Here is a 13,900-nt window from a genome sequence, read left to right as displayed (position 1 = left end):
ACTACCTCTATTAGAATCGGAAGTATAGGAATGGATTGAAGGTTGCATCGACTAAATATGCAATAGAGAGTAGAAATAATACAGCATGCCATGTTAGTTGTAGATAGGGTCTAGATTCCAAGCGTGGGTTCGTCCGATCTGAAATAGAGGCAATCACCAGTACAACGAGCAAAATGGCGTTCGTGTATAGGAGATATAACGAATCAGAATTCCACAATGCTTGCCCATTCAACCCTGCAAGTGCGTTAAAGTAACTTCCCATCATAGGAAGCTCGTCGAATGCGAACAGCACCCAACCGATCAAGATTAGTAGCAATGCGTAACTATGCCGCAACCACCGTGGCATCCGCTGAAGTAATTGTAGCCCCAACCATTTCTCGAATATAAGAATAATACCGAAGTATAAACCCCATAAGAGGAAGTTCCAGCTTGCGCCATGCCATATCCCTGTTAGTAACCATACGATCAGAATGTTCCGTAGTTGTATCCCTAACCCACGACGATTACCACCTAATGGAATGTAGACATAGTCACGGAACCAGGAACTTAATGAAATATGCCACCGTCTCCAGAAGTCGGTGATACTTTGTGCTATGTATGGCCTATTGAAATTCTCATTAAATCGGAAGCCGAACATGAGTCCAAGACCAATAGCCATGTCCGAATATCCACTGAAATCGAAATAAATTTGGAATGCAAAGGCAATCATGCCAAGCCAAGCTGTTAGAACGGATAGTGTATCTGGGTTGGAGCTAGAAATAGTGTTCCAGAGCAGTCCGATATTGTTCGCAAGCAATACTTTCTTCGCTAATCCAATCGTGAAACGACGAACCCCTTCTGCGAACATTTCCCTGTTCACAGTTCGGTTACGTAATTGCTCAGAAATGGTAGAATATTGCACGATAGGACCAGCTACTAATTGTGGAAATAATGCGACGTATGTCCCGAAATCGAGCCAATGACGTTGGGCTGGGGTCGTTCTTCTATACACATCAATGATATAGGACATGGATTGGAAAGTATAAAAGGAGATACCGATCGGCAAAGGTAGTTCAGTTAAAGGAATATCAGTACCGAGTAGCGTATTGATATTGTCGATCAGAAAGTCAGTGTATTTGAAGTATGATAGTAAGCTTAAATTAACGATAATAGAAAATACCACAATCCACTTCCGCTTGTGATCACTGAACTTTGGACTGTCAAGAAGCAGACCAAAGCAGTAATCAGTGAAGGTGGAGAGTAGCATGATGACGATATATACAGGCTCGCCCCACGCATAGAATACGAGGCTGGCAGCGAATAAGATTAGATTCTTAGTACGCCGCGGCGAGCAATAATATATAGCTAATACAGCAGGCAAGAACAAGAATAAGAATAATAGGCTGCTGAATACCATACTAATTAAGGTTTAACGAAGAAAGGTTCGAATGCTTTCTCAATATCGGCAGCATTCTCTGAGATGATGAAGATGACATAGTTACCTTTTGTGACGAGTTTATAGTTCTTGGCATGCTCGTATTGATCTGGCAGATATTGCTCGAACTGTTTCTGAATATCTGTTGCACGTTGTTTGACGGCTGTTTCTACTGTGGTGATGTCTTTCGCATCTTTCACTTTCAGAACTGCAATTTCATTCGTCTTCACATTCATCATCGGTGTCATAATGGTATATTGATCAAGCAAAGTAGGATCTAAATGATAGAGTTCGCTGACCATTTCGGCCGGTAATTCCATTAAAGATGGTTGCTCGATTTGTGCTAATACGCTATCGGTCATTTCTTTCGTTGTTTGTGTCGGTTCATATACAACTTCTTTATTGTTCGATCCACCACATGCGGTTAACATAATCGCAAGTACGATCACCATGATCATGACAACATTCTTTTTTCTCATTTTTGTTCATTCTCCTTAGTTGTGTGTTTTGTCACTCTAATAGTAAAGACGGCAGTGATGTCGTTAATGTTGCAACTGTCGGTATATTGATTATCCCCATAATACGACTAATGATGCGCTTTAGGGAGGTTCTTGAGATATAATTGACGACTATGGGTATGTCTATTACCTTTGTTATAGTAAAATAGAATAGTTACCTAAAAAACATGTGCGGTATTTAATTATAATAGAAAAGTACGGAGGAGATATATTGTATGGCACAGCGCAGCAAGCAAGAGGTGTTCGAGTATTTAGGACGGGCTGAGGTCGCAGCAGTAGGAACCTCTAATATGGGGTTGCCTCGGCAAAGAATGATGCATTTTGCAGTGGATGAACAATTTAATTTCTATTTAACGAGTACGAAGGGTGATCCGAAGGTGATCCAATGGATCAACATACCTGAGACAGCTATATTGATTCATCAGGGCCCTACCTTTATGGAGATGGAAGAATGTGAAGTCATCGGAAGAGCAGAGGTACTGAAAGATGAGAAGGATCGGAATAAAGCGATTGAACTGCTATTGAACCGTTCACCTATTGTAGGTCAATTTCATAATATTGGTGCTCTAGATCGGTTGGAGTTTATTCGTGTTAAGCCATTTACCGTTAAGTATCGATATGTACCAGAAATTCTTCAAGGGGAACCTCCAACGGTGTTCGAATTCGAACACAATCGCGAGAATGTTAATGTGTGGGATGATGTTAAAGCTAAGGCACGGGCATGGAAAGAAGCAGTTCGTCCGTTGTCTCTTACAGCGTCATTAGTTCCGATCCTTTTGGGCGCAGCATTGGCTTTGTCGCAGACGGATCATATAAATATGCTTACCTTTATACTAACCCTATTCGGGGCTATCATGATTCAAGCTGGGACGAATATGATCAATGACTGGAAGGATGCTGAACGTGACAGCGAGAATCGTACGGGTATTCGCCCATTTACCGGTGGATCACGGATGATTCAGCTTGGATTAATCTCCAGAGCAGATATGGGGTTCTTCGGGATAGCGTTAAGTACCAGTGCTGTCTTAATTGGGATATATTTAGTTTTTGCTAGTGGACTTGGTCTGATCCCACTAATTATCTATGGATTGATTGCGGGTATCTTTTATACGGGTGGAAAAGGAAAACTCTCCTTCATTAATATGGCAACAGGTGTGGCTGAATTTCTCGTCGCTACGACCTATGGCGTTTTGATGACGATGGGAGCTTATTATGTGCAGACTGGACACTATTCGTTGCAAGCATTTCTGATCTCACTACCAGTCGCCTTGTTTATCAATAATGTATTGATTATTAATCAGTTCCCAGATGAAGAATCGGATAGGAACTCTAGTAAAAAGACGCTGGTCGTTCGCCTTGGTAAGAAGAAATCTAAAAATGTACTAATCGGTAGTTTCGTCCTAGGTTATGGAATCATCGCGGTGCTTCCGGTTGTGGGCTATGGGCCCTATACGCTGTACTTTTCTTTCTTATCCATTCCATTTGCCGTACAGGCAATCCGTTACGCACATCAGAATTATAATAAAAATGCTGTGGATTTGATCCCGAGCAATGCTCATACAGCGATAAACCATCTGTTCAATGGTTTACTTCTAGTTTTTGCGTTTCTATTAAACAATGTTACTGTCATCGTGCCCGTTTTGTATTTGGTTGCTTCCCTAATACTGGTCTTTTGGGTGTGGAATTATATTGAACGGCATAGAAAAGCGATGAATGAATTTAGATTAGCGTTTAAGAAGTAATATCAATAAGATCAATAATTGTAACGAGATACGTCTTATTTGAAAATATAAGAAAGCATAAGTTTCACTTGAATCAATTTCATAATCGCCGGTCAGCTAAATCGAGTTGCATAATTATGAAATTGATTCTTGATACTCTAATCCTTATATTTCCGCTGAAATGGGTGCCGTCCTTGAAAAAGGACGGCGAAGCCGTTTCTACTTGTCAAGTGAGGTTAATTAAATATAGCTTTTTAAAGGGGAGAATGGGTAGATTGAAAAAGTATATGGACTATATGATCAGTCCTCATCCAATTCGTCTGTATGACCCAGTGGTAGATCCGAGTAAAAAGAAAATAAAGTCGCTTACTGTAGTAAATGCGGGACATTTACCCGCAAGAACACTTCAGCGAAAAGATGCTGATTTCAAATTTTGGGCATTCGTTATGATTACGGGTGGAGGCGGCTACTACCAGGTTAACGGAGGCGAGCTGCAGATCGTTGAAGCAGGAAGTTGGTTCTGTCTATATCCTGGTGCTGTTTTTAATTATGGTCCGCATAAGGACGGGTATTGGGATGAATATTATTTTACCGTGGAGGGAGAGAGAATAGCTGAGTGGTTGGAGAATTGGCTTCCTGATCCGGCACTCATTAAGAGAGCGAACATTGACGAACCATTTGTTCATAAGATGGAATTGATGTTCATGCTTATTGACAGTGGTGTTCCGAGTAATCTAGATCGCGCCTCGATGATGCTCGAATCGTTCTTGTATGAACTTGTTGCTCAAGCGGATCAGAGTGAAGATGGTAATCGGGGAAGTTTCGTTCTGAAGGTTATTGATGATATCACTTCTTCACTGCACCTCTCACAAGAGCCTACGGACATGGCGGCTAGGCATCATATTTCCGTGTCGACACTTCGCAGGATCATTCATGAGTATACTGGATATCCGTTAAATGAATTTCTCCATCAACTCAAGGCTGCGGAAGCAAAGAATATTCTGCTTAACACAGAGTTAACTGTCAAGGAAGTAGGAGAAGCGCTTGGTTATAAAGATATATTCTACTTCTCTCGCGTATTCAAACGTATCACTGGATTTTCTCCGAGGAACTATCGGAAAAGGGGCGGTCAGTAACCGTAGTTTCAGTTTGTGAAAGTGAATAAATTGAAGTCACCAGAATACACTTGAATCAATTTCATAATCGCCGATGCAGCCAAATCTGGTTGCGTAATTATGAAATTGATTCTTGATACTCCATTTCTTATGTCTCGGCAGAAACGACATCAAGACGTTATGGATCATTCGCCTAATACATAGTTAACTATTTAATTCTTCAATACTTTCCTCGCACCACTGAATCAGCGCCCTAACTTGTATCTTTCCGTAGTTAGTTGTCATTAGCCAATACTTTAAATTTTCATCTAACGGGTGACAACTGCGGAGTGATACCTCTACGGTTTCGAATACTTGCAGCATCTCCTGCATCTTGTTCTTATACTCATCAATATGTCGGATGTTGACTTCAAGTGGAACATTATGACCGAAGAACAACCGTAGCAAGAGTTCGTTCTTTTTCTCGATAAAAGAGTGTTCCATCGGCATGCTTAACCAAGCAGCCAATGTCCGCTTGCCTTGTTGTGTTATTGTATATACTTTACGGTCTGGTCTTCCCTCCTGTGATTCCACATCCATCGTAACATCATTGTTCTCTAGAAGCTTACTTAGATGAGGATAGATCTGTCCGAAGTTCTCATTCCAAAAGTAGCTAGTGCTAAGCTCCATTTGTTTCTTAATGTCATATCCCGTATGAGGACCCAATGTCAAAACACCCAGTATTGCGTACATGCTGCTGTTCACTTTTCCTTCTCGACGCGTCAACTTGCTTCTGCCTCCTAATTAATCGTCTTTTCTTCTAAACTTCGATACCATGCTAATGTGCACTGGATCGCTTCTGTATGAGATGTCACCTGTGTACCGAAGGCCCGATCAAATTTCCCGTGATCCACTTTGAAAGGCTGATTGAACATATACATGATTTCCTTGAATTCCCTCATCATTGGCACGAACCATCCCATAACAATCAATATGAATCCCTTCGCGATACGAACCTTCGGTTTATGACCAGCTTCCTGATAAATGAAGTCTATCAACTGACGCGTGCTAACCGTGTCGGCAGAAGGTACATGCCAAACTTGACCGAGCGATTCTTCATTTTCGGATAGTGTTACTAATGCTCGCGCGAAATCATCGATAAAAATATGGGTATGAAGTTGGTCAATATCTCCAATAACTTCAGCAGGCTTTCCTGCTAGTGCTGCTCTAAATACACGTTCACCTAATGTAGATAAATGTACCTCAGGACCATAGAAGTCTGATCCACGACCAATGGTGGCTTGAATTCGTCCTTCCTTATGTGCTTGTAATACCATCTGGCTGAGAGTAGCACGAATACTTGTTTTTGATCCAATTGGTTTCCCTTGAAGATCTTCATGCAGATCGCCATACTGCGGTCCATAGGCATAAAGATTATCAGCATAAATCAATTTCGCTCCAGAGGAGACCGCACCTTCAATGATTCCATGTTGAATTCTTGGCAGATCGGTGACCCATTGACTGTAAGGGAGTCCTGTACAATTATATATGACCTTGGCCCCCTGGCAAACATCTTTGCAAAAGCTTTCTTCCTTCGCATCACCGTGCACGAGTTCAACACCTGTAGGCAATTTTAGTTTCGATTTCCGATTAACCATTCTTACCTGTTCTCCCTTAAGCAATAATTGTCTCATGACAGCTAAACCTAATGCACCCGTACCGAAAATGATTTGCATGTTGCAGACCTCCTATGTATTATAATAATATATATTATTATAATACATAGGAGGAGGTATGAACAGAAGTAATAACAGGTTACACAGTAAATTAATAAAATAAAGAAGGGAGTTGTTTTATTGGATAATCATGAAAAATTTGAGCTAGCATTAAAAAGGGTTAGAGCAGTAAAGGAATTTTATATTCACTTATTGGTGTATATTTTAGTGAATTCAGGGTTGATTCTTATAAATTTATTATTTTCTCGTGACAGCATCTGGTTTATCTACCCATTGCTTGGGTGGGGGATAGGGATTCTAGCACATGGCTTCTCTGTCTTAGGAAACGGCTTCTTTTTCGGTGATGATTGGGAGAAGCGGAAAATTGATAAGTATATGAATAGAAAATAAGTAACAACCTGTTGAATTTGATTGAGAGTGTGAATTGGTTTTCATCAGAGTTAAATGTTATAATTTAGTTTGAATCAGCTTATTGAATAGAACAGGACATGATATCCTTTTAGTAAGACAAGACTTACTTATTCATATCGATAAGCCCTTTTGAAGAAGGGTTTTTTTTATTATTACTTCAAGTTTTACACCATAGAGAAGAGGAGCAGTGTATAAATATGATTAAGTTAGGCGTACTTGACCAGGTATATGTTAATGAAGGACAAACGGCCACAGAGGGCCTTCATCAATCAACACGACTTGCTAAAGCAACGGAGGATCTAGGATACACTCGATACTGGGTGTCCGAGCATCACGCCATGCCAGCACTTGCTTTCTCTAGTCCAGAAGTACTCGTTGCTCATCTAGCAGCAGCGACCAACCGAATTCGTGTCGGTTCTGGCGGTATTATGCTCCCGCATTATAGTGCTTATAAGGTGGCTGAGAACTTCCGGTTGCTGGAAGCACTTCATCCCGGTCGTATTGATCTTGGTCTAGGGCGAGCACCTGGTGGTATGCCGCTTGCGACGAGAGCTCTACAACAGGATAAGTACGTTGATGTGAATAAATATCCCCAACAGGTATTGGATATTATAGGGTATCTAAATAATTCCATTCCTGCTGGACATCCGTTTGAGAAGCTAATAACTGCTCCAATCATTTCCACAGCTCCTGAAATTTGGCTTCTAGGTTCAAGTGGGGAGAGTGCGAGAATTGCCGCCACACTAGGTACCTCTTATGCTTTCGCGGAGTTCTTTGGCACGCCTGGTGGTGAAATGGCGACGCAACATTATAATGAGCATTTCGAGTCCAATCATGTATTGGAGGATCATCCACGTTCGATGATTGCAACCCTTGCGATCTGTGCTGAGACGGAAGAAGAAGCAAGTCAATTGGCGATGAGTAGTGATTTGTTATTCCTCGGTATTAGAACAGGGTTGGAGATCCCATTCTTACCGTCTGTTCAGACAGCAACGAATTATCCATACACGGAGATGGATCTGCAACATATTAAGGAGATTCGGAAACGTAGAGTGATCGGTACACCGGCTCAGGTGAAAGAGCAACTTCTACAAATGGGCAAGGATTATAATGTTAGTGAGATACTCCTTAATAGTCCGATTCACGATGAGAAGGCAAGAATCCATTCCTATAAGCTGATTGCAGATGCGTTTGACATGAATGTAAACTGAAAGGACTAGATCTATTGACTCTACAACAGCTGAGATATGTTATTGAAGTCGCTAATCGAGGTTCGATGAATGAAGCCGCAAAGCATTTATTTATATCTCAACCCAGTCTTTCCAATGCGATTAAAGATTTGGAAGAGGAACTTCAAATTACTATTTTTGATCGGACGAATAAAGGAGTCACTCTTTCGATGGAGGGTGCAGAATTTCTTGGATATGCACGGCAGGTGATTGAGCAGGCGGAATTACTTGAGGGACGCTATTTAGATGCTAAGCCATCACCACAGCATTTCTCAGTTTCTACACATCATTATGCTTTCGCGGTGAATGCATTTGTGAATTTGGTTCAAGAATATGGGCAGGATGAATACGAACTAGCACTACGTGAGACCAAAACCCATGAAATTATTGAGGATGTTAAAAGTTTGCGTAGCGAAATTGGGATATTGTATCTTAACGAATTCAATGCCAAAGTAATCAACAGGCTACTCCAAGCTGGGAATCTGCAATTCAACAGCTTATTTACGGCAGAGCCGCATATTTTTATTAGTAGTAAAAATCCCTTAGCTAAGCAATCCGTAGTTACGATAGAACAGCTTCAGCATTATCCTTATCTATCATTTGAACAGGGAGAGTATAATTCCTTTCACTTTTCAGAGGAGATTCTTAGTACGTTATCGCGCAATAAAAGCATTCGTGTAACGGATAGGGCAACGCTTTTCAATTTATTGATAGGCTTAAATGGATATACTATTTCTACTGGAGTGCTTAGTTCTGATCTAAATGGCAATGAAATTATTCCGGTTCCATTGGATTGTGATGAAACGATCAACGTCGGATGGATTTCCCATAAAAATGTGGCATTATCAAAACTTGCATCGGCCTATGTTGAAGCACTTCATCAAGCTATTATCGAATAATAAAAAGTATATAGTTTAAAGCTATAACTAGATATAGTATATTGGATTTACGTTATAACTGATATCCCGTGGTATATTTCTTTTAGACATTCAATTCAAAAGCTAAAGGAGATTACCCATATGAGCAACATTACAGAAAACGCAACACAACGAAAGGTTACTCCGTTCAGATATGATACAGTTGGTAGCTTTCTACGTCCTCAGGTGATTAAAGAAGCTAGATTGAAATTTCAGAACGAGGAGATTTCTGCTGACGAATTGAGAAAGATAGAGGATAACGAGATTATCAAGTTGGTAGAGAAGCAAAAGTCTGTAGGACTTCAGGCCGTTACGGATGGTGAATTCAGACGCTCTTGGTGGCATCTTGATTTCATGTGGGGTCTTGATGGCGTGGAGAAGGTTATTCTTGAAAAAGGATATCAATTTCAAGGTGTGGAAACAAGGGCTGAAACTGCACGGTTATCGGGAAAGATTAGCTTTTCCACTCATTCATTCGTAGAGGATTTCAAATTTTTGAAACAAGTTGCAGGTGATGACGTGATTGCCCGTCAGGCGATACCGGCACCCGCACAATTTCTTGCAGAGCTTGAACGCGGAGAGAATAAAGCGAGCACAGACGCTTATTATAGTAATACAGATGATCTGATAACTGATATTGCGAGTGCCTACAAAGCTGCAATTCTAGCTTTCTATGAAGCGGGATGCCGTAGTCTACAGTTAGATGATTGCACTTGGGGAATGCTCTGCGACAAGAACTATTGGGAAGTAAGGCAGCAGGAGGGAGCGGATGTTGCTGATATTGCGAAGCGATATGCTCGTGTCAATCAAGAAGCAATTACCGGGCTTCCTTCGGATTTGGTCATTACTACTCATGTTTGCCGTGGTAATTATCATTCAACTTGGGCATCCTCAGGCGGATATGAGCCCATCGCAGAAACACTTCTTGGTATTGAGAACATAGATGGCTATTACCTTGAATTCGATACCGATCGTGCCGGGGACTTTAAACCGTTGAGATTTATGAAAGACAAGCAGGTTGTACTAGGTCTGTTTTCTTCCAAAAATGGCGAACTAGAGGATAAGCAAGAAATCATCAAGCGCATTAAAGAAGCTGCACAGGTGGTGGATATCAATCAAATTTGCCTTAGTCCTCAATGCGGGTTCGCGTCGACAGAAGAAGGTAATATTTTGACAGAAGAGCAGCAGTGGAGCAAACTTGCATTCATCAAGGAAATTGCAGATGAGATTTGGAAGTAGTCGTTCAAAGCAGCCGTCCTATGCGCTTCATTATACACAATAAACTTACGCAGCCGTTATAGGTTGCGTTTTTTTTGAAGAATAAGAGCTTGACTAATGATAGGTTGAAAATGGGATATGCAGTTGATATATAATTATTGCATACCCTTTTGAGATTTTAAATAGAGTTATATGTTTCCATAAGTCCTTTTATCATGTCCACTTGCGGTTGCCACTGTAACTCACGGTAAGCCTTCCTACAGTCAAGACAACTATGACAGATATCACCGTCTCTGGCCGATGAGTAAGTAGTCTCAATTTCGGAACCGTGTATCTGTTTCAGCATTTGGACCAAGCTATTGATGGAAATACTGTGGCCGGTACTGATTTGAATGGTCTCCCGGTGACCAAAGGTTATCGCGGAAATATTGGCCTGAACGACGTCCTTAACAAATACGAAGTCACGGGTTTGTTCGCCGTCCCCATGAATGTGCAAGGGCATTCCGTCCTTAATTCTTTGTATGAAGACTGCAATGACGCCTCCTTCTCCCTTTGGCATTTGTCTTGGACCGTATACGTTACCGTAGCGAAGAATCGTATAAGGAATCCCATGCATCGTGGAAAAAATGCGGATATACGCTTCTGCAGTCCATTTGGACAAACCGTAGTAAGATATGGGTGCCGCAGGGTCTTCCTCGGAGATCAGATCACTCTGCAAGTTCCCATAAACAGCGGAGGTAGAGGAGAAAATCAATCTTTTAACGGAAGCCGCTCGACAGGCCTCAAGCAGGTTTACGGTTCCCAATATGTTGACGTCTGCATCAAAGCGTGGGTCGTTTATGGATCGCTGCACGTCCGCTTGGGCGGCCAGGTGGAATACAACGTCCGGCTTTTCGCTGATAATGATTTCATTACTCTCTTTGCTACGAATATCTTCCTTATGAAAAATAGCCTGAGGATGGACGTAGGATAAATGCCCGGAGTACAAGTCATCAATTACATGCACATCAAATCCGATAGCCAGAAGGTTATCTACAAGATGGGAGCCGATAAAACCTGCCCCGCCGGTCACAATAGCTTTCATAATTTCGATTTCCTTTTTATTTTCTTCACGTTATCGGTGGGTACAGAATCGGCTAAACGATAACCATTAAGCAATGTAGCAGTGATTAGTGCCCATTCCTTGTCATCGAATATATTGCCATGCTGGGATAAGGGAGCGGTGAATTGAGTGTTATTGTAGTCCGTAGGCATCGTTCTCAAGATCTCGACCGATGCTTGATCAGGGATAACATAATGATGAGGCAAGGAATCCCTAATTAGCGACCAAACAGAGCCATCAACGAAAGATCCGAACGTAGGCAGGGGGTTAGAAAATAAGGATTTGTAATAATCGCCGTTCATATTCAGCAGAACATCGAGTGAGGCCTGATCAGGAATGGTATAACCTTTCGGGAGTCTTCCCACGGCAAGTGGCCAGACTCTGCTGTCAACAAGTACATCAAGGCTCTTTAGCGGCGAAAGAAACAGGAAGTTATATGAATTTCCATCAATCTCATAAGTAGGTAACCTTTTCATATACATTACCCCTGTCTTCTTTTCTGGATAGCGGACTCATAAAGATTAAGCAATTGATCAGTCATAGCATTCATCGGCCATTGCTTCATGGCAAACTTCTGGGCGGCTATTCCGAGTTCCGTCCGATAAGCATCATTTTTTAGTAACTTCCTCAAACTCTTCGCTAATGCATCAATATCCCCTACCGGAGTAATTAAACCTGTAACCTTATGCTCAACCATCTCAGGCAAACCACCAGCATTGCTGACAATCGCCGCTTTTCCTGCAATTTGTGCTTCAATTACAGATATAGATTGATTTTCGATAAGGCTTGGTAATACAAAAATATCAGACTTGTGTAACAGTGCTGGAATATCGTTCCTTACGCCCAGAAACATGACGTACTTCTTCAGACCAAGTTCTTGACATTGTTTCAAAAGCTCCTCTTTTTTCTCCCCTTCTCCGACAATCCAGCAAACCCAGTCTTTACGTTTCTTCTTTAATTTACTAAGTGCGGATAAAAGAAAATGAATTCCCTTTAATTCTACCAATCGCCCCGTAAAGATAATGACTTTTTTGTCGGTAGGGCGAGCTAAGTCGCTTCCTATATGCATCCGGTTTATAAATGTATCTATATCGAATCCATAAGGAAACACTTTCACTTGTTCAGCGGGCACCTTATATTCACTAGTCAAAATGTCATGCAGCCACTGGTTAGCAACATGAGTGACCTCAGCGGAAGTGGCTCCTGTATGTTCAACCGCATCATAATAAGCATGGGCCACAAAATCCGTTGGGTGTTGAATTTTTCTAATCTCATGAGCAACGCAACCGTGTAATGTGGCTACTAGAGCAGTTTTTGGATGACGAATTCGAGCTATGGCAGTGGTGGATATGACATCTTGCGTGTGAATCACATCATAGTCATTTACATTGAAATAAGCAGCAGCTAATTCATACATATACCTTTGGAATTCAGCATAGTTGACTAGGGGGTTGGCATGAAGAACAGGATATGTGGTTAGATTCAACTTGGCTTTTAGCAACGGAAGCAGTTTGTCCTTTGAAAGTATTCGATTTTGATTCTGCATATAAATAAAAGAATTTGTGGCGTCGTCCCCATTTCCGAGAATATCCACTTCATGCCCCATGGATTCCAGCTTAGCTTTAAGCTGCACCATAAAAGGCCATACCCCTCCAATATGCGGAATGGGCCAGTATGTTGCTAGCAGTATTTTCACTGTCCATCTCTCCTCTATCCTATGATATTAATTTTTTTAGTATAGACTACAGTATATTGAGAAATAAGGAATAAGTTCGGGCGAAGTTATGGGCGAATAAGTCCAAAATTATAAAAATGGATGCTGTTACAATTACTTGAGTCCAAGCATTTTGGTGGAAGAGTGAATTTAATAGAGTAGAAACCTTAGTAAACGAAAGGTGCTGAGAGATTATGAGACTAGCGGAGTTAAAAGGGGAGTACGATAGTATTTTCAGTTTGGGAGATCTTTGTCTGGGTTCCATTCAGCTTAAAAAAAACAACTTAAGGTTATTTTCCGGCGTGTTAGATTGGGTGGGATCGCCACAGTTGTCGGAAGTAAATAGGTTGTTGATGAATAGATTTACAGGTTTTATGGAACTGGATAACTTGAGGGTAGTCGGAGATGCAGGCGAAGAAATGCTGCTTGTGTCGGAAAATGCCTATCATATTTTTTCCAACCATGATTTTACCAAAGCGAGCAATACTTACACTAACTTATTTGCCTATCCTGAGGTGAAACAAAAGTTTGACCGACGCATTCAGCGCTTTCTGGAGAAGATGGAAAGCTGTCAACGGATTCTTTTTGTCAGAACAGAAGGGAGCATTCAGGATGTATATGACCTTCAAACGGTTTTAACGGGACTTGTAAAGCATGATTTTCGGATTCTTCTCATTAATCATGCTCCTGTAGATGGAATTGTGGAATTAAACTGGCCACTAGATAAAGTATGTGCCGTTCAATTACCCGACGGAGAAAAATGGGCAGGTAATGATGAACTCTGGAAAACGATGCTTAAAGGAATTGACCATTTATAAAAAATAGG

At 41.3% G+C, this 13,900-nt stretch carries 14 protein-coding genes; 7 read left to right on the top strand and 7 right to left on the bottom strand.

The window, feature by feature from the left end:
- Positions 1–10 precede the first annotated feature (10 nt).
- The gene (locus AC1TO8_RS04100) at positions 11–1,396 is read right to left on the bottom strand and encodes an MBOAT family O-acyltransferase (RefSeq protein WP_482054320.1); all 1,386 of its coding nucleotides are present in this window, start codon (positions 1,394–1,396) and stop codon (positions 11–13) included.
- Positions 1,397–1,401: 5 nt separating this feature from the next.
- The gene (locus tag AC1TO8_RS04095; RefSeq protein WP_482054319.1) at positions 1,402–1,893 is read right to left on the bottom strand and encodes a DUF4358 domain-containing protein; all 492 of its coding nucleotides are present in this window, start codon (positions 1,891–1,893) and stop codon (positions 1,402–1,404) included.
- A gap of 254 nt (positions 1,894–2,147) precedes the next feature.
- Between AC1TO8_RS04095 and AC1TO8_RS04090 the strand changes: the two genes are divergently transcribed.
- The gene (locus tag AC1TO8_RS04090) at positions 2,148–3,674 is read left to right on the top strand and encodes a UbiA family prenyltransferase (RefSeq protein WP_482054318.1); all 1,527 of its coding nucleotides are present in this window, start codon (positions 2,148–2,150) and stop codon (positions 3,672–3,674) included.
- Between the two features lie 254 nt (positions 3,675–3,928).
- Positions 3,929–4,789 (top strand): helix-turn-helix domain-containing protein, encoded by an 861-nt coding sequence (locus AC1TO8_RS04085; RefSeq protein WP_482054317.1) that lies wholly within the window; start codon positions 3,929–3,931, stop codon positions 4,787–4,789.
- Positions 4,790–4,972: 183 nt separating this feature from the next.
- Here the strand turns inward: AC1TO8_RS04085 and AC1TO8_RS04080 are convergent, their stop codons facing one another.
- Positions 4,973–5,533 (bottom strand): PadR family transcriptional regulator, encoded by a 561-nt coding sequence (locus tag AC1TO8_RS04080; protein WP_482054316.1) that lies wholly within the window; start codon positions 5,531–5,533, stop codon positions 4,973–4,975.
- A gap of 14 nt (positions 5,534–5,547) precedes the next feature.
- Positions 5,548–6,483, bottom strand: a complete 936-nt coding sequence (locus AC1TO8_RS04075) for an NAD-dependent epimerase/dehydratase family protein (protein ID WP_482054315.1) — start codon at positions 6,481–6,483, stop codon at positions 5,548–5,550.
- A 120-nt stretch (positions 6,484–6,603) separates the two neighbouring features.
- Between AC1TO8_RS04075 and AC1TO8_RS04070 the strand changes: the two genes are divergently transcribed.
- From AC1TO8_RS04070 to AC1TO8_RS04055, 4 genes are all read left to right on the top strand, one after another.
- A complete protein-coding gene (locus AC1TO8_RS04070; RefSeq protein WP_482054314.1) occupies positions 6,604–6,873 on the top strand; it encodes a 2TM domain-containing protein in 270 nt (89 codons plus the stop codon).
- A 218-nt stretch (positions 6,874–7,091) separates the two neighbouring features.
- Positions 7,092–8,105, top strand: a complete 1,014-nt coding sequence (locus tag AC1TO8_RS04065; protein WP_482054313.1) for an LLM class flavin-dependent oxidoreductase — start codon at positions 7,092–7,094, stop codon at positions 8,103–8,105.
- A gap of 14 nt (positions 8,106–8,119) precedes the next feature.
- Complete coding sequence (locus AC1TO8_RS04060; RefSeq protein WP_482054312.1) at positions 8,120–9,022, top strand: LysR family transcriptional regulator; 903 nt, start codon at positions 8,120–8,122, stop codon at positions 9,020–9,022.
- A 120-nt stretch (positions 9,023–9,142) separates the two neighbouring features.
- Positions 9,143–10,279, top strand: coding sequence for a 5-methyltetrahydropteroyltriglutamate--homocysteine S-methyltransferase (locus tag AC1TO8_RS04055; protein WP_482054311.1), 1,137 nt, complete (start codon positions 9,143–9,145; stop codon positions 10,277–10,279).
- A gap of 157 nt (positions 10,280–10,436) precedes the next feature.
- Here AC1TO8_RS04055 and AC1TO8_RS04050 read toward each other — a convergent pair whose 3' ends face one another.
- The 3 genes from AC1TO8_RS04050 to AC1TO8_RS04040 are packed head-to-tail and all read right to left on the bottom strand — an operon-like array spanning position 10,437 to position 13,056.
- Positions 10,437–11,342, bottom strand: coding sequence for an NAD-dependent epimerase/dehydratase family protein (locus tag AC1TO8_RS04050; RefSeq protein WP_482054310.1), 906 nt, complete (start codon positions 11,340–11,342; stop codon positions 10,437–10,439).
- Entirely contained in the window at positions 11,339–11,836 is a 498-nt protein-coding gene (locus AC1TO8_RS04045) for a hypothetical protein (protein ID WP_482054309.1), read from the bottom strand. The genes AC1TO8_RS04050 and AC1TO8_RS04045 overlap by 4 nt, the downstream gene beginning before the upstream one ends.
- 5 nt (positions 11,837–11,841) lie before the next feature.
- Positions 11,842–13,056 (bottom strand): glycosyltransferase family 4 protein, encoded by a 1,215-nt coding sequence (locus AC1TO8_RS04040; protein ID WP_482054308.1) that lies wholly within the window; start codon positions 13,054–13,056, stop codon positions 11,842–11,844.
- A 212-nt stretch (positions 13,057–13,268) separates the two neighbouring features.
- Here AC1TO8_RS04040 and AC1TO8_RS04035 point away from each other — a divergent pair, with 212 nt between their 5' ends.
- Entirely contained in the window at positions 13,269–13,892 is a 624-nt protein-coding gene (locus tag AC1TO8_RS04035; RefSeq protein WP_482054307.1) for a DUF1796 family putative cysteine peptidase, read from the top strand.
- Positions 13,893–13,900: the final 8 nt, after the last annotated feature.

This window comes from Paenibacillus sp. Y859 (genome assembly GCF_056786405.1).
The sequence above is the reverse complement of the archived record's forward strand: the minus strand, read 5'-3'. Positions and strand labels throughout refer to the sequence as shown.

Coding starts and splice junctions, on each gene's coding strand:
- AC1TO8_RS04050 (WP_482054310.1), bottom strand. CDS start 11,342: ATGAAAGCTATTGTGACCGGCGGGGCAGGTTTTATCGGCTCCCATCTT.
- AC1TO8_RS04045 (WP_482054309.1), bottom strand. CDS start 11,836: ATGAAAAGGTTACCTACTTATGAGATTGATGGAAATTCATATAACTTC.
- AC1TO8_RS04075 (WP_482054315.1), bottom strand. CDS start 6,483: ATGCAAATCATTTTCGGTACGGGTGCATTAGGTTTAGCTGTCATGAGA.
- AC1TO8_RS04055 (WP_482054311.1), top strand. CDS start 9,143: ATGAGCAACATTACAGAAAACGCAACACAACGAAAGGTTACTCCGTTC.
- AC1TO8_RS04100 (WP_482054320.1), bottom strand. CDS start 1,396: ATGGTATTCAGCAGCCTATTATTCTTATTCTTGTTCTTGCCTGCTGTA.
- AC1TO8_RS04090 (WP_482054318.1), top strand. CDS start 2,148: ATGGCACAGCGCAGCAAGCAAGAGGTGTTCGAGTATTTAGGACGGGCT.
- AC1TO8_RS04095 (WP_482054319.1), bottom strand. CDS start 1,893: ATGAGAAAAAAGAATGTTGTCATGATCATGGTGATCGTACTTGCGATT.
- AC1TO8_RS04035 (WP_482054307.1), top strand. CDS start 13,269: ATGAGACTAGCGGAGTTAAAAGGGGAGTACGATAGTATTTTCAGTTTG.
- AC1TO8_RS04065 (WP_482054313.1), top strand. CDS start 7,092: ATGATTAAGTTAGGCGTACTTGACCAGGTATATGTTAATGAAGGACAA.